The 14,431-nt window shown below is 63.5% G+C and carries 15 protein-coding genes; 6 read left to right on the top strand and 9 right to left on the bottom strand.

Features of this window, described 5'->3' with window-relative positions; translation table 11 throughout:
• Window positions 1-40: 40 nt before the first annotated feature.
• Together gluQRS and dksA are read right to left on the bottom strand one after the other, a co-directional pair.
• The gene (gene gluQRS / locus ACW4DH_RS03370) at window positions 41-922 is read right to left on the bottom strand and encodes a tRNA glutamyl-Q(34) synthetase GluQRS (protein WP_459634952.1); all 882 of its coding nucleotides are present in this window, start codon (window positions 920-922) and stop codon (window positions 41-43) included.
• Between the two features lie 73 nt (window positions 923-995).
• Window positions 996-1,433, bottom strand: a complete 438-nt coding sequence (gene dksA / locus ACW4DH_RS03365; protein WP_459634951.1) for an RNA polymerase-binding protein DksA — start codon at window positions 1,431-1,433, stop codon at window positions 996-998.
• A 209-nt stretch (window positions 1,434-1,642) separates the two neighbouring features.
• Here dksA and ACW4DH_RS03360 point away from each other — a divergent pair, with 209 nt between their 5' ends.
• The 3 genes from ACW4DH_RS03360 to ACW4DH_RS03350 all read left to right on the top strand — a co-directional run bounded on the left by ACW4DH_RS03360 (window position 1,643) and on the right by ACW4DH_RS03350 (window position 4,565).
• The gene (locus ACW4DH_RS03360) at window positions 1,643-2,803 is read left to right on the top strand and encodes an aminotransferase class I/II-fold pyridoxal phosphate-dependent enzyme (RefSeq protein ID WP_459634950.1); all 1,161 of its coding nucleotides are present in this window, start codon (window positions 1,643-1,645) and stop codon (window positions 2,801-2,803) included.
• A gap of 8 nt (window positions 2,804-2,811) precedes the next feature.
• Complete coding sequence (gene sfsA, locus ACW4DH_RS03355; RefSeq protein WP_459634949.1) at window positions 2,812-3,570, top strand: DNA/RNA nuclease SfsA; 759 nt, start codon at window positions 2,812-2,814, stop codon at window positions 3,568-3,570.
• Window positions 3,571-3,653: 83 nt separating this feature from the next.
• Entirely contained in the window at window positions 3,654-4,565 is a 912-nt protein-coding gene (locus ACW4DH_RS03350) for a ChaN family lipoprotein (protein ID WP_459634948.1), read from the top strand.
• Here ACW4DH_RS03350 and ACW4DH_RS03345 read toward each other — a convergent pair.
• The 6 genes from ACW4DH_RS03345 to ACW4DH_RS03320 form a co-directional block, all read right to left on the bottom strand.
• Window positions 4,553-5,017 (bottom strand): DUF4426 domain-containing protein, encoded by a 465-nt coding sequence (locus tag ACW4DH_RS03345; protein ID WP_459634947.1) that lies wholly within the window; start codon window positions 5,015-5,017, stop codon window positions 4,553-4,555. The genes ACW4DH_RS03350 and ACW4DH_RS03345 overlap by 13 nt on opposite strands.
• Before the next feature lie 48 nt (window positions 5,018-5,065).
• Entirely contained in the window at window positions 5,066-5,668 is a 603-nt protein-coding gene (gene metW, locus ACW4DH_RS03340) for a methionine biosynthesis protein MetW (RefSeq protein WP_459634946.1), read from the bottom strand.
• Window positions 5,668-6,828 (bottom strand): homoserine O-succinyltransferase MetX, encoded by a 1,161-nt coding sequence (gene metX, locus ACW4DH_RS03335; RefSeq protein WP_459634945.1) that lies wholly within the window; start codon window positions 6,826-6,828, stop codon window positions 5,668-5,670. Before metX ends, metW begins: the two co-directional genes overlap by 1 nt.
• 88 nt (window positions 6,829-6,916) lie before the next feature.
• Window positions 6,917-7,507 carry a YggT family protein gene (locus ACW4DH_RS03330; RefSeq protein ID WP_459634944.1) on the bottom strand — a complete coding sequence of 197 codons (591 nt, stop codon included), beginning with the start codon at window positions 7,505-7,507 and terminating at the stop codon, window positions 6,917-6,919.
• A 31-nt stretch (window positions 7,508-7,538) separates the two neighbouring features.
• Window positions 7,539-8,363, bottom strand: a complete 825-nt coding sequence (proC, locus tag ACW4DH_RS03325; RefSeq protein ID WP_459634943.1) for a pyrroline-5-carboxylate reductase — start codon at window positions 8,361-8,363, stop codon at window positions 7,539-7,541.
• 76 nt (window positions 8,364-8,439) lie between these two features.
• Entirely contained in the window at window positions 8,440-9,147 is a 708-nt protein-coding gene (locus tag ACW4DH_RS03320; protein WP_459634942.1) for a YggS family pyridoxal phosphate-dependent enzyme, read from the bottom strand.
• 34 nt (window positions 9,148-9,181) lie between these two features.
• Here ACW4DH_RS03320 and ACW4DH_RS03315 point away from each other — a divergent pair, with 34 nt between their 5' ends.
• Window positions 9,182-10,222 carry a type IV pilus twitching motility protein PilT gene (locus ACW4DH_RS03315; protein WP_459634941.1) on the top strand — a complete coding sequence of 347 codons (1,041 nt, stop codon included), beginning with the start codon at window positions 9,182-9,184 and terminating at the stop codon, window positions 10,220-10,222.
• A 37-nt stretch (window positions 10,223-10,259) separates the two neighbouring features.
• The gene (locus ACW4DH_RS03310; protein WP_459634940.1) at window positions 10,260-11,405 is read left to right on the top strand and encodes a PilT/PilU family type 4a pilus ATPase; all 1,146 of its coding nucleotides are present in this window, start codon (window positions 10,260-10,262) and stop codon (window positions 11,403-11,405) included.
• Between the two features lie 31 nt (window positions 11,406-11,436).
• Here the strand turns inward: ACW4DH_RS03310 and ACW4DH_RS03305 are convergent, their stop codons facing one another.
• Window positions 11,437-12,555, bottom strand: a complete 1,119-nt coding sequence (locus ACW4DH_RS03305; protein ID WP_459634939.1) for an anhydro-N-acetylmuramic acid kinase — start codon at window positions 12,553-12,555, stop codon at window positions 11,437-11,439.
• 105 nt (window positions 12,556-12,660) lie between these two features.
• On the opposite strand from ACW4DH_RS03305, the gene tyrS reads away from it, so the two are divergent.
• Window positions 12,661-13,860 (top strand): tyrosine--tRNA ligase, encoded by a 1,200-nt coding sequence (gene tyrS, locus ACW4DH_RS03300; protein WP_459634938.1) that lies wholly within the window; start codon window positions 12,661-12,663, stop codon window positions 13,858-13,860.
• The last annotated feature ends 571 nt before the right edge of the window (window positions 13,861-14,431 follow it).

The following is a 14,431-nucleotide window of genomic DNA, read 5'->3' as shown; positions in this document are numbered from 1 at the left end:
GCCGCGGGGCGTCCCACAACACGACCTGGGTCGAATAGAATTATGGCTCGCGGCGGTGCTGACGGGCGTTGAGGCGCGCCACGTCCCACCTCGCCAGCGCGTCAGCGAGTTGCTCATGCACCGGAGCGGTGGACAGCGCGGCAGGCGGCGCTTGGTCCAATGCCTGAAGCGCTTGATGCAGCAGCGGCCGAACCTGCGCGTCGCAAAGGGATAGGGCCGGCGCCAGGTTCTGTTTGGAGAGTTTCTGGCCATCGGCGCCGACGATCAACGGCAGATGCAGGTAACTCGGCGGCGGTAAGTCGAGCGCATGTTGAAGCTGGCGTTGCCAGGGCGTGTTGTCGAGCAGATCGGCGCCGCGTACCACGTCGGTGATGCCCTGGTCAGCATCGTCAACCACCACTGCCAACTGATAGGCCCATAATCCATCCTTGCGCTTGAGGATCACGTCGCCAAGGTGAGCGGGATCGAAGCACTGGGCTCCGAACAGGCGATCCTGCCACGTCACCGGACGCAGCCCCTTGTCGCTGCGCAGGCGCCAGGCGAGCGGTCGCTCGGGGCGGCGTGGGCCATCACGACACCAGCCGGGATACACGGCATGTTCGCGCCACTCCTTGCGCGAGCAACTGCAAGGGTAAGCCATGCCGGAGGCGATCAGCCGCTCGAGCGCCTCCTGATAGGCGGCGTGACGGTCGTGCTGGTAGCGTACCGCGCCGTCCCAGTACAACCCGAACGCCTCTAGCTGGCGCAGTATGGTCTCGGTGGCGCCCGTCGGGCAGCGCGGTGGGTCGATATCCTCGATGCGCAGCAGCCATCGCCCTCCGGCATGACGAGCCTCCAGGTAGCTGCCCAGCGCCGCCACCAGTGAGCCGAAATGCAGGGGGCCTGAGGGGGTCGGAGCGAAGCGGCCGACATAAGGCGACATGGCGACTCCTGATTCGATCGGCACAAATGCAAACGGGCACCCCAGGGTGCCCGTTTGCGACCTGCCGGCAGCCTTAGCCGCCGAGCTGTTTTTCCTTGAGTTCCGCAAGCGTCTTGCAGTCAACGCACAGGGTCGCGGTGGGGCGCGCCTCGAGGCGACGGATACCGATCTCGACGCCGCAGGCTTCGCAGTAACCGTAATCTTCCTCGTCGATATTCTCGATGGTCTCGTTGATCTTCTTGAGCAGCTTGCGCTCGCGATCGCGGGTCCTCAGCTCCAGGCTGAATCCCTCTTCCTGCGTGGCACGGTCGGCGGGGTCGGCGAAGTTGTTCGCTTCTTCCTGCAGGTGGCGCACCGTGCGGTCCACTTCCTCCATGAGATCCTGTTTCCAGCCGAGCAGGATCTGTCGGAAGTGCTCCAGCTGCTTCTCGTTCATGTACTCTTCACCCGGCGCTGGCTCGTACGGGATGAATTTCTTTGGCGCTTCCGCTTTCTTTTCCGCTACTGGCATGGGGCTGCCTCATGTTACGCAAGTGACTTGGGCCGATGCCCGGCCGGGGTGGGGCAAGGGGTCGCCCGCCCGAAGCCTTGCTTATTTAGCGAAAAAGTCCCCACATTGCAACTATTGTTCGCGATGACGCGCTGTCGCGGGCTGTCGTCTCGGTTAGAATGCGCTTTTTCGCATTGCCGCGTTTCTCACTCATGCCACAGGAGCCGTGGATGGCCTGGACTTCCCGCCTCGATCATGTACATCCCTTTCGCGTCATGGGGCTGCTGGAAGCGGCCCAGGCGCGCGAGGCCATGGGCCATGACGTGATCCACCTGGAAGTTGGCGAGCCCGATTTCCCGACTCCCGAACCGGTCATGCGTGCCGGGCAACAGGCATTGGCCAATGGTGAGACGCGCTATACCCCGGCGGGAGGCTTGCCGCGCCTGCGCGAAGCCATCGCCGATCACTATGCCGAGCATTTCAACGCTCCAGTCGATCCCGCGCGCATTCTGGTGACGCCAGGCGCCTCCGGCGCCTTGCTGCTGGCCAGTCAGCTCCTCGCCGAGCGCGGGCGACGGGTGCTCATGGCCGACCCGACCTACCCGTGCAACCGCCACTTCATGGCTCTGGCCGAGGCCGAGGTGGATGTCGTCCCGGTCGGCCCCGAGAGCGGCTGGCAATTGGACGCGGCGTTGATCGCGCAGCACTGGCGCGCGCAAACCCGCATGGCAATGCTGGCGACGCCCTCCAATCCCACCGGTCATATGCTGGATGCCGCCGGGCTGGCGGCGGTCGCCGACACGGTGCGCAGACGCGAAGGTTATCTGTTGGTCGACGAGATTTATCAGGGCTTGACCTTCGATCAGGCTCCCCTCTCGGCCGTCGCCGTGGCGCCGGAGGCCTTCGTGGTCAACAGTTTCTCGAAATACTTCGGCATGACCGGCTGGCGGTTGGGTTGGTTGGTGGCCCCCGAGGCGGCGATAGAGCCCTTGTCGCGGTTGGCCCAGAATGTGTTCCTGGCGGCTCCGACGTTATCCCAGCATGCGGCATTGGCGGCGTTCACTCCCGAATGCCGCGATGAACTGGAGCGGCGCCGGCGGGAGCTGCATGTCCGCCGTGATGCCTTGCTGACCGGGTTGGCACGACTGGGACTGGCGCCTTCCCAGCCGCCGCAGGGCGCGTTCTATGTGTGGTTGGACGTATCGCGCTATACCCGGGATAGTCAGGATTTCTGCCGTCGGCTGCTGGAAGAGGAGAACGTCGCCATCACGCCGGGCATCGACTTTGCCGTGCACGGCGGCGAGACGCATGTGCGTATCGCTTTCACCACCGGCGTGGCACGCCTGGAAGAGGCCATGTCACGTCTCGAACGCTTCCTCTCTCGTCAGTAAGGCCAATCATGGAATATCCCGCGCTGGTCGCCGGCGTATTGCAACGCCGCTACAAACGCTTTCTGGCCGATGTGCGCCTCGACACCGGGGAGAGGGTGGTGGCCCACTGTCCCAACACCGGTTCGATGCGTGCAGTCAACGTGCCGGGCGCCCGCGTATGGCTGGCGCCCAGCACCAACCCGGCCCGCAAGCTGGCCTGGACCTGGGAGTTGATCGAGCTGCCCGACGGCCGCGGCGGCTTCGAGCGGGCGTCGGTGCATACCGGGCGCACTAATGCGATCGTCGAGGAGGCGCTGCGCGCAGGCGCGATTCCTGAGCTGAGCGGCTATGCCCTGATCAAGCGCGAAGCGCGGGTCGACAATGCGCGGCTGGATTTCCGCCTCGAGGCGCCGCCGCGGGCCACCGCCTTCGTCGAGGTTAAGCAGGTTACGCTCAAGGAGGTCGACGGCCACGGCTATTTTCCGGACGCCGTCAGCGAGCGCGGACGCCGGCATCTCGAAGTCCTGGCACGTCTGGCCGCCGAGGGTCACCGAGCCGTGCTGCTATTCTGTGCAGCGCATGAGGGGCTCGGCGATGTAGCACCGGCGGGCCATATCGATCCGGCTTATACCGCGATGTTGCGGCAGGCCGCAGATCAAGGCGTGGAGCTGCTCGCCTATGGCTGCCAGTGGTCCTGTCATGAAGGTATGCCACGCGAGATTCGCCTGACGCAGCGTCTGCCGGTCTCACTCTCGCGTCAGGTGGGGATACCCTGGCACGTCGACTGAATGGCGCGCCGCAGGTACGCAACGGGAATCGTGGGCGAGAGCCGACGGACAGCAGCGCCACAAGATCATGGAGAAGCACGCTCATGCAGCGACGCGATTGTTTGAAAGGGCTGGCGGCATGGGCGGTACTGGGCGCGCTTGAGGCGCCTGCCGTATGGGCGTTCGCGCCGGAGTCGAGCGTCGGCAGGGTATACGATCTGCACCAGCATCGCTGGTTGAGTTCCGCCGAGCTTCTCGAGCGCCTTCAGTCGGCCTCGGCGGTCATCGTCGGTGAACGCCACGACAACCCCGAACACCATCGCCTGGAGTCCTGGATCATCACGCAATTGGCGGAACGGGGCCGCTTGGGGGGCGTCGCCATGGAAATGCTCGACGCATCGCAGCAGTCACGACTGACGGTTTCTCCGATGCAACTCGCCGAACTGGATGACGCGGCGCTGGCGGCGGCCCTGGACTGGAACCGTGGCTGGGACTGGGCCGCCTACGCCCCGCTGATCAGGACGGTATTGAAACGTGGGCTGCCGCTGCGGGCTGCCAATCTGCCACGCGCCGCCATTCAGCAACTCGTCGCGGCCAACCAGGCTCCTGAGTTGCCGCTCGCGATTGACGCCGCTCAGCGCAAGGCATTGATGGCGGGACACTGCGGCATGCTGCCCGAGGCGCTGCTCGACGGTATGCTGGCGGCTCAGGTCGCCCGTGATCGCGCCATGGCCCAGGCGTTGGGCGCCTTGCCGGCCACGGCGCTGCTGATCTGCGGCAGCGGTCATGCACGACGTAATCTGGGCGTGGCTCGCTATACTCAGCGCCCCGTTCTGACGCTGGGGCTGGTCGAAGTGACGCCATCGACGCGCGATTGGCGTGATAGTTTGCCGACGAGCGTGGATGAACTACCGCCTTTCGACCTGGCATGGTTCACCTCGGCGCATCCACGCGGCGATATGTGCGCCGCCCTGCGCAAGCGCTTCTCCCGCTCAGGCGCTCATCAGTCGCTGTAGAAGCGCTGAATGAACGCCACGTCGGCAGGAGGCTGGTTGGAATCGTAGGTCACCGCCAGCGAGAAGCGCATCGGCTCGCCTTCCATGATGCGAAAGGTGGCCAGTTGATAGATCGCCTCGTCCTCACGCACCGTGCGAAACGCCAGCGGTGCCGTCTGGCCGGCGAGATTGCCCGCCTTACCGCTGATCATGGCGTTGACCGGGCGCGTGCTGCCGTCGGCGAGCCGCTTGAGGACGCTGACGGTCAGCAGCGCTTGCACCTGGCTGCGGGTGATGTCGTAGGCGGCAGCCACTTCCGGTGTCAGAAAGCGAGTATTGACCGCGCTATAGTGTATCTCATAATCGCCGACGCGCTCCATTTGCTCGGCACGTGCCGAACCCACCATTGCCAGAAGCAACAGCAACGCGGCCCAGCATCCCAGGCGTTTTCCCTTCGAGGCTCGCGGGTACATGGGGTTTCTCCTGATGAGTGAACGAGAAGATGCTATCGCGATGACCGATCAGCGCTGCGAGCCGCGACGCACCCGGAAAATAGCGGTTTCGCCAAACAGGTTGGGCCACAACCGTGAACTCCAGTGGCCTTCGTGATCGCCGTTGCCTACCGCTTGATCGGTAATCGTCAGACCCTTGTCGCGGCATAAGCGTTCAAAGTCACGAAACGTCGACAGGTGAATGTTGGGCGTGTCGTACCAGGCGTGGGGCAGCGATTTTGAGACCGGCATGCGCCCCTCGAACCCCAGATACAGCCGATGACGCCAGTAGGCGAAGTTGGGAAAGGCGATGATGCACTCGCTGGCGACACGCAGCATGTCATCGAGCACGCGGTCGGGACGGCGCAGGGCCTGCAGCGCCTGGGTCATGATCACCAGGTCGCAGGCGTCGTCGACGAAGTTGTCGAGCCCCTCATCGATGTCCTGTTCGATGACGTTGACGCCCTTTTCCAAACAGGCGGTGATGCCGGCGGGATCGATCTCCAAGCCATAGCCGCTGACCTGCTTGTCGCGCGCCAGGGCGGCGAGCAGGGTACCGTCGCCACAACCCAGGTCGAGCACGCGGGCACCGTCGGGAACCCAGTCGTAAATCAGTTTGAGGTCGGCACGCATCAGGCGTTCTCCTCGAGGTTCAGCTCACGCGCCACGCGCTGCATGAAACCGCCGAATACGGCCTCATAACGGGCATGAGGCAGCAGGAAGGCGTCATGGCCGTGCGGCGAATCGATATTGGCATAACTGACCGCCTTGTTGGCGCGCATCAGTGCATCGACGAGCTCCCACGAGCGTGCCGGCGCGAAGCGCCAGTCGGTGGTGAAACTGACCACCAGGAAAGGGCATTGCGCCGGGGCCAGTGCCGCGGCCAGGTCGCCACCGTGTACGGCGGCAGGGTCGAAGTAATCCAGGGCCTTGGTCATCAGCAGATAGGTGTTGGCGTCGAAGGACGTGGAGAAGGTATCGCCCTGGTGACGCAGATAGGATTCGACCTGAAACTCCACGTCATAGCCGAAATTGAGCTCATCGGTACGCAGGTCGCGGCCGAACTTGGCGCCCATGGAGTGCTCCGACAGGTAGGTAATGTGACCCACCATACGTGCAAGCTTGAGGCCACGCTTGGGCACCGTGCCGTGCGCGGCGTACCAGCCGTCCTGAAAGTCGGGGTCGGAGCGGATGGCCTGGCGAGCGACCTCGTTGAAGGCGATGTTCTGCGCCGACAGGCGTGGCGTGGCGGCGATGACCACGGCATTGGCGATACGTTCCGGGTAATCCATCGACCACTGCAGTACCTGCATGCCGCCCAGGCTGCCGCCGACCACGGCGGCGAAGCGTTCGATCCCCAGACGATCGGCCAGCCGCGCCTGGCTATGCACCCAGTCGCCCACCGTCAGTACCGGGAATTCCGGTCCCCAGGCACGGCCGGTGGCCGGGTTCGTGCTGCATGGGCCGGTGCTGCCGTGACAGCCGCCGAGGTTGTTGAGAGAGATGACGAAGAAGCGGTTGGTGTCGAGCGTCTTGCCGGGACCGATATAGGCATCCCACCAGCCAGGCTTGCGCTCCTCGGGAGCATGGTAACCGGCGGCATGATGATGGCCGGACAGGGCGTGGCAGACCAGGATGGCATTGTCGCGTGCCGCATTGAGCGTGCCGTAGGTTTCGTAGATCAGCCGATAGGCCGGCAATGTCTTGCCGCAGGCCAGCGCCAGAGGGTCATCAAAGTGCGCCGTCCGGGGAGTGACCAGACCGACCGAATCATGAGGAAGCGTCTCGGGCATCGTGGGGTGTCTTTTCCTCGTATCCAGCAAAGAGAGCCGCATAAGCGGCTCTCGGTATGTCATTGTACCGGTTCCGGGGCACGCGTCGTCAAAAGCCGACCAGGGCCCCGGCGATCCCCGCGGAGCGCGCCAGCGAGCCGACCACCAGACCATCGACCAGATTGATGGCGATAAACACCACGATCGGCGACAGGTCGATCATGCCCAGCGGAGGAATCACCCGCCGTACTGGCGCCATGATGGGTTCGACGATCTGCTGCACCAGGATCGCTCCGGGATGGCTGGCCTGAGGCGCGACCCAGCTCAGGATGATCATGACGATCAATGCAAAGAAGTAAATCTTTAAGATGGCGTTGGCGACGCCGGCCAGGGCGGCGAGCACCACATGCACGATCGGCGGCATGCCGTAACCGGCGATCTGCAGCACGACAATGATGGCGATGGCCTTGAGCAGCAGGCCGGCAACCAGCGTGGCGATATCGAAACGCCCCATGGGCGGGATCAGTTTCTGTAGCGGTGCCACGACCGGCTGCGTGACCTTGACGATCGACTGGCTCATCGGGTTGTAGTAGTCCGCTCGCGAGAGCTGCAGCAAGAAGCGCAGCATCAGCACGAACAAATAAATGCTGACCAGTGTGTTCACCAGCATCAGGCCGGCATTTCCCAATTGGCTGCCCATGGGCATCTCCGTATCGAATAAGTGTTATGGCTTAATTGTCGCCGAGTTCGGCGGCCAATTGGCGTGCACGCAGGGCGCAGGCCTGCGTCGCCTCTTCCACCAGCTGGCGCAGCCCGCCATCCTCGAAGCTCTGGATGGCGCGCTCGGTGGTGCCGCCGGGCGAAGTGACGCGCTGGCGCAACTCGGCGGGCTCGAATTCGCTCTGACGCGCCATCTTGGCGGCACCGAAGGCCGTCTGCAGGGCCAGGCGCCGGGCGCTGTCCGCCGGCAGCCCCAGCTGTTTTCCGGCATCCTCGAGCGCTTCCAGCATCAGAAAGAAGTAGGCCGGACCGCTGCCGGAGATGGCCGTCACCGCCTCGAGCAACATCTCGTCATCGACCCACTCCACCAAGCCTACGGCTTCGAGCAGCGTGGTCGCCAGTTGCTTTTGCTCGGCGTTGACCCGCGCATTGGCGTACAGCCCCGCGGCGCCCTCACCGACCAATGATGGGGTGTTGGGCATGCAGCGGATCACCGCGAGCTCGCCGCCCAGCCAGCTATCGAGGGTTTGTGCCGTGAGTCCGGCGGCGACCGAGACGATCAGCGGTCTGCGCGCCTGCACGACCTCGCGCAGGTCCTCGCACACGCTGCGCATGATCTGCGGCTTGACCGCGAGTACCACCACGTCGGCCTGATTCACCCCTGCGTGATTGTCCGTCGTGGTATGGATCGCGTAGCGCTCTTGCAGCGCCGCAAGATGCGGTTCATCAGGAGCGGTGGCGGTAATCGCCGCGGCCGGGTAGCCGCTTTCGATCATGCCGCCGAAAATGGCACTGGCCATGTTGCCGGCGCCGATAAACGTCACGTGGCTTGTCATACGGTAAATTCTCCGAAGTTCACGCCGATAAAGAGTTTCAGGGCGCATCGGCGTGTGGGACGCGGTTGGCGCATATTCATGGCCGCGGCTCACGGGCACCGAAAATGGCGCTGCCCAGGCGGAGCAGCGTGGCGCCTTCCAGCACGGCGGCCTCGAGATCATCGCTCATGCCCATCGACAGGGTGTCCAGCGCGGCATCAGGATGGCGCCGCTGCAACTGCGTAAAGAGCGTACGCAACGTGGCGAAAGGACGCCGCTGCGCCTCGCGCGTGTCGGCCGGGGCGGGAATCGCCATCAGCCCGCGCAGGCGCAGGTTGGGCAGCTGTATGACCTCATCCGCCAGTGACCAGAGCTGTTCGGGGGCGACGCCGGATTTGCTGGCTTCGCCGCTGACGTTGACCTGCAGGCAAACGTCCAGAGGCCCCAAGGCCGCGGGGCGCTGTTCCGCGAGGCGATGTGCCACCTTGGCACGGTCGAGGCCATGCACCCACTGGAAATGCTCGGCGACGGCGCGCGTCTTGTTGGATTGCAGCGGACCGATGAAATGCCAGACGATGTCCTCGAGATCGGCCAGCGTGGTCTGCTTGTCGAGAGCTTCCTGCAGATAGCTCTCGCCGAACTCTCGCTGCCCTTCGGCATAAGCCTGGCGCAACGCAGTGGCGGGCTTGGTCTTGCTGACGGCGAGCAGGCGCGCGGCGTCTGGCGCGCGTCCGGCATCCTCGAGCGCCAACGCCAGGCGACGACGCGCGTGGTGAAGAGACTCGGAAACCTGGGCATCTGGCATACTGGGCCAACCTTATTCGGAGCGAGAGTAACGCATGGATATTACCGAACTGCTGACGTTCTCGGCAAAACAGAAGGCGTCCGATCTGCATCTTTCTGCCGGATTGCCGCCGATGATACGCGTTGACGGTGATGTTCGCCGACTCAATGTGCCGGCCATGGAGGATCGTGAGGTCCGCAAGCTGATCTACGACATCATGAACGACAAGCAGCGCCGTGATTATGAAGAAGCGCTGGAAACCGATTTCTCGTTCGAAATTCCCGGCGTATCGCGCTTTCGTGTCAACGCCTTCCATCAGGGGCGCGGAGCCGGAGCCGTGTTCCGGACCATTCCCAGCACGGTACTGAGCATGGAGGACCTGGACCTGGGCGAAGCCTTCCGGCGTCTGGCCCTGCTGCCACGAGGGCTGGTACTGGTGACTGGGCCCACCGGGTCGGGCAAGAGCACGACACTGGCGGCGATGATCGACTACATCAACGAGCATCGTTACGATCATATCCTTACCATCGAGGATCCGATCGAGTTCGTGCATCGCAGCAAGCGCTGCCTGATCAATCAGCGTGAAGTCCACCGCGATACTCGCGGGTTCGCCCCGGCGCTGCGCAGTGCGCTGCGCGAGGACCCCGACGTGATTCTGGTCGGCGAACTGCGCGATCTGGAAACCATCCGTCTGGCATTGACCGCGGCGGAAACCGGGCATCTGGTGTTCGGCACGTTGCATACCACTTCGGCGGCGAAAACCATCGATCGCATCATCGATGTCTTCCCCGGCGACGAGAAGGACATGGTCCGCTCGATGCTCTCGGAATCCTTGCAGGGGGTGATCTCCCAGACGCTGCTCAAGCGCGAGGGCGGCGGCCGGGTGGCGGCTCACGAAATCATGGTGGCCAACTCGGCCATCCGCAACCTGATTCGGGAAGGCAAGGTGGCGCAGATGTATTCCGCCATTCAGACCGGCGGCAATCTGGGGATGCAGACACTCGATGCCGCCTTGTCGCGGCTGGTGGCTGAAGGCGTCGTGGCACGCCAGGAGGCGCAGTCCAGAACCCGCAATGGTATGGGGCTCGGCGCATGACGGGACTGCGGGGTGACATGCACCGAGGGGCGACACCATGACACCGGCGCAGTGGCTGGAGCAGTTGCTCGACATCATGGTCGACAAGCAGGCCTCCGACCTGCTGATCTCCACCGGCGCACCGCCGAGCATGAAGGTCAACGGGCAACTGGTCACGCTGGGGGAAAAGGCGCTGTCGGTTGCTCAAGTCCGCGAGCTGGTCCTGGCCACGGTGCCCGAAGGCCAGCATGCGCGATTCGAGGCCGAACGCGAGGCCAACTTCGCCTTGAGCCTGCAGGGCAAGGGGCGTTTTCGGGTCAGTGCTTTCTATCAGCGTAGCCAGACGGCCATGGTCGTGCGGCGCATCGCCTTCGACATTCCCGATATCGCCGCACTCGAACTGCCCGCGACGGTAGGTGAGCTAGCCTCGCTCAAGCGCGGTCTGGTGTTCGTGGTGGGCGGCACCGGTACCGGCAAGTCGACGACGCTCGCGTCGATGATCCAGTACCGCAACCAGACCAGCGGCGGCCACATCATCTGTATCGAGGACCCCATCGAGTACATCCATCCCCACCGTCGGGCGATTATCAACCAGCGCGAGGTGGGCATCGATACCGAGTCCTTCGAGGTGGCGCTGAAGAACACCCTGCGTCAGGCGCCGGACGTGATCATGATCGGCGAGATTCGCAGCCGCGAAACCATGGAGCATGCCCTGACCTTCGCCGAGACGGGGCACCTATGCCTGGCCACGCTGCACGCCAACAATGCCAACCAGGCGCTGGAGCGCATCATTCATTTCTTTCCGGGGGAGCGTCACGAGCAGGTATGGATGGACCTTTCGTTGAATCTGCGCGCCATCATCGCCCAGCAGTTGGTCCCCCACCAGAACGGCAAGACACGTTGTGCGGCTATCGAGATCCTGCTCAAGTCGCCGCTAATCAGCGAACTGATCCGCAAGGGCGAGGTCGGCGAAATCAAGGATGTCATGCGCCGCTCGCGTGACTTGGGCATGCAGACCTTCGATCAGGCGCTGTATGGGTTGTTCCAGGCCGGGTGCATCAGCGAAGAAGTGGCGCTGGTGCATGCCGACTCGGCCAATGACCTGCGCATGTTGATCAAATACGGTGAAGCTCAGGCGCCGGGCCTCGATCAGACGAACGGTGCCGCCGAGCGCTTGAGCCTGCGCGACGAGGACGATTTCTAGTCCCGCCTGGAACGCGGTTTGGCGCGTCGGCTCAGGGCGCGTAGACGCCGCCCAGAACTCGTGGCCCTCGCGCCCCGGTGACGGCCGGCAGATTGCCCCACAGGCCTTCGAGGCGTCGCCAGGCCAGCCAGGCGAAGGCACCGGCTTCCAGCCAGTCGGCGGGCCAGCCCTGCGATTCGCAACTGACGGTTTGTACGCCCGGCAGGCGCCGGGCCAGACGTGCCATCAAATCATGGTTGCGGGCCCCGCCGCCGCAGGGAATCAGCGTGACGGGCATGGCATCATGGCGCGTGGCGAGTGCCTGGGTGATGCCCAAGGCGATACTCGCGGCGGTCAGCTCGGCCAGTGTCGCCTGGACATTCCCCGGCGCTTCATGCCCGCTTAGGTGAGCCTCTAGCCAGGCTGAATGGAAATACTCGCGCCCGGTGCTCTTGGGTGGGGGACGCTGGAAAAAGTCGTCGGCCAACAGACGGGCCAACAAGGCTTCATCGACTCGGCCGCTGGCGGCCCACTTGCCGTCCTCGTCGAAGCGTCCGCTGCGATGGCGGGCATGCCAGGCATCGAGCAGCACGTTGGCAGGGCCGGTATCGAAACCCAGCACCGGTTGCTCATGTCCGGTCGGCGGCAATAATGTGAGATTGGCGAAACCGCCCAGATTGAGAATGATGCGCCACTCGCTGGGCATACTGAACAGGGCCGCATGAAATGCTGGTGCCAGAGGGGCGGCCTGGCCACCCGCGGCGAGATCCCGACGGCGAAAGTCGGCGACGACCTGGCAGCCGGTCAGCTCGGCAAGCAGGCTGGGGTTGTCGAGCTGGCAGGTATAGGGCGAGGCCGCCTCGGGCTGATGCTCGATGGTTTGACCGTGACTGCCGATCGCGACGATATCCTGACGTGCGACGCGGGCCTTGAGCAGCAACTGCTCGACCGCCTCGGCTTGGAGTTGGCAGAAGGCCATTTCTGCGTTGGCCAATTCATCGAAGGTGACGGACGATGCCTGGCAAAGGGTCAGTAACGCCTCGCGCAGCGTCTCGGGCATCCCGATTCCCGCCGTTTCGAGCAACTGCGAACGGCCTTCTCCGCAGCGCACCAAGGCTGCATCGATTCCGTCCAGGCTGGTTCCGGACATCAATCCGATGAATAGTGGCATTGTTCCTCCAACTCGTCGTGCGATACGGCGCTCAACCGTCAGGTCAAGACATGCTAACATTCCGGGCCATTGGCCAAGGTAACTGTTTCAGTGGAGATCGATACGATGACCGATATCTCTAGCGCGCTGGCGCTGATCAAACGCGGGGCGCACGAGATTCTGGTGGAGGACGAGCTCGTCAAGAAGCTCGAATCCGGGCGCAAGCTGCGCATCAAGGCCGGGTTCGATCCCACCGCCCCGGATCTGCACCTGGGCCACAGCGTGTTGCTGACCAAGATGCGTCAGTTCCAGGAGTTAGGCCATGAGGTCATCTTCCTGATCGGTGACTTTACCGGGCGTATCGGCGACCCCACCGGCAAGAATGTGACCCGCAAGCCGCTGACCGAGGAGCAGGTCAAGGCCAATGCCGAAACCTATCGGCAACAGGTATTCAAGATCCTCGACCCGCAACTGACCGAGGTGCGCTTCAATGCCGAATGGTTCGGCGAGATGAGTGCCGCCGATATGATCGAGCTGGCGGCGCAAAGTACCGTGGCACGCATGCTGGAGCGCGACGATTTCGAGAAGCGCTATGCAGCCAATCAGTCGATCTCCATTCATGAGTTCCTCTATCCGCTGGTGCAGGGTTACGACTCGGTCGCTCTGAAAGCCGATATCGAGCTGGGCGGCACTGACCAGAAGTTCAACCTGTTGATGGGGCGCGAGATCCAGAAGCACTTCGGTCAGGAGCCGCAGGTGGTGATTACCATGCCGCTGCTCGAAGGGCTGGATGGCGTGCAGAAGATGTCCAAGTCGCTGGGCAACTATGTTGGGGTGGATGAAGCGCCGGGGGCCATGTTCAACAAGTTGGTATCGATGCCCGACAGCATGATGTGGCGTTACTTCGAGCTTTTGTCGCTCAAGCCCAACGAGGAGATCAACAACCTCAAGCGCGACGTAGAGCAGGGCGCCAACCCGCGTGACATCAAGATGGTCCTGGCCCGTGAGCTGATTGCCCGCTACCACGACGAGGCGGCGGCGGCTAATGCACATAAGGCCAGCGGTAATCAACTGGCCGAAGGGGAGCTACCCGCGGACCTGCCTGAAGTCACGGTAGATTTCGAAGGCAACGCCCAGGCCCCGATTGCCGCAGTACTCAACCGCGCTAATCTGGTTAACAATAGCGCTCAGGCCAAGGATATGCTCGGCAACGGGCGGGTCAAGGTCGACGGCGAGGCGGTGGCTCGCGATCTTATGCTCGAAACCGGTAAAAGCTATGTGATCCAGGCAGGCAAGAAACGCTTTGCCCGTGTCACACTGACCTGATACTTCCATAAGTAGGAAGGCAATAACGCCAACGCCCGCCCTGCGCGGGCGTTGGCGTTATTGCCACGGGGCTTCAGGGCCTGCATTGCGCCGGGGCGATGGGCGGGCCACGGGCGCTTCCGACCGGCGCGCTGAAACTTGGCAACTTTTTTCACCGCCAGGGCTTGTGTTCGCGTCCGCCAGATCGTAAAGTACGCCTCCGCTGCCAGCGACGAGCACACGTCGCAGGCGGTGGAGAGTGAGGCAAGTCCTTGTTGCCGTTGGGGTTTTGGGTTTCTCGCCGAGCGTTGGCGAGGCGACGAAAGCCTTGACAGGCCCGCCGGAAACGGTAGAATGCGCCCCACTCGAACGGCCGTCAGCCCGGGCCGCAAACGATTCGAACGCGAATCGCAGCGCGCACAAGGGATTGACAAACACGGCCGTCCCGGTAGAATACGCCTCTCTCGCGGCGAGGCCCTCAGGGCCGGAAGATGTCGACAGACGCTTCAGCGAGACGCTCTTTAACAATCGATCAGGTAATTCATGTGGGCGCTTGTCTGCGAAGGGGTGAGAAGTCACCAAGACCTTCAAG

The sequence above is a fragment of the Halomonas sp. WWR20 genome (genome assembly GCF_054602495.1).
Note: the sequence above shows the minus strand (reverse complement) of the source record. Positions and strands in the feature narration are given on the sequence as shown.

Bases quoted from the DNA above. Each gene is read 5' to 3' on its own strand.
- ACW4DH_RS03330 (WP_459634944.1), bottom strand. From the start codon at position 7,507: ATGGGCAGCCAATTGGGAAATGCCGGCCTGATGCTGGTGAACACACTG.
- ACW4DH_RS03360 (WP_459634950.1), top strand. From the start codon at position 1,643: ATGGCCTGGACTTCCCGCCTCGATCATGTACATCCCTTTCGCGTCATG.
- gluQRS (WP_459634952.1), bottom strand. From the start codon at position 922: ATGTCGCCTTATGTCGGCCGCTTCGCTCCGACCCCCTCAGGCCCCCTG.
- metX (WP_459634945.1), bottom strand. From the start codon at position 6,828: ATGCCCGAGACGCTTCCTCATGATTCGGTCGGTCTGGTCACTCCCCGG.
- ACW4DH_RS03345 (WP_459634947.1), bottom strand. From the start codon at position 5,017: ATGTACCCGCGAGCCTCGAAGGGAAAACGCCTGGGATGCTGGGCCGCG.
- dksA (WP_459634951.1), bottom strand. From the start codon at position 1,433: ATGCCAGTAGCGGAAAAGAAAGCGGAAGCGCCAAAGAAATTCATCCCG.
- ACW4DH_RS03350 (WP_459634948.1), top strand. From the start codon at position 3,654: ATGCAGCGACGCGATTGTTTGAAAGGGCTGGCGGCATGGGCGGTACTG.
- proC (WP_459634943.1), bottom strand. From the start codon at position 8,363: ATGACAAGCCACGTGACGTTTATCGGCGCCGGCAACATGGCCAGTGCC.
- ACW4DH_RS03315 (WP_459634941.1), top strand. From the start codon at position 9,182: ATGGATATTACCGAACTGCTGACGTTCTCGGCAAAACAGAAGGCGTCC.
- metW (WP_459634946.1), bottom strand. From the start codon at position 5,668: ATGCGTGCCGACCTCAAACTGATTTACGACTGGGTTCCCGACGGTGCC.
- tyrS (WP_459634938.1), top strand. From the start codon at position 12,661: ATGACCGATATCTCTAGCGCGCTGGCGCTGATCAAACGCGGGGCGCAC.
- ACW4DH_RS03310 (WP_459634940.1), top strand. From the start codon at position 10,260: ATGACACCGGCGCAGTGGCTGGAGCAGTTGCTCGACATCATGGTCGAC.
- ACW4DH_RS03320 (WP_459634942.1), bottom strand. From the start codon at position 9,147: ATGCCAGATGCCCAGGTTTCCGAGTCTCTTCACCACGCGCGTCGTCGC.
- ACW4DH_RS03305 (WP_459634939.1), bottom strand. From the start codon at position 12,555: ATGCCACTATTCATCGGATTGATGTCCGGAACCAGCCTGGACGGAATC.
- sfsA (WP_459634949.1), top strand. From the start codon at position 2,812: ATGGAATATCCCGCGCTGGTCGCCGGCGTATTGCAACGCCGCTACAAA.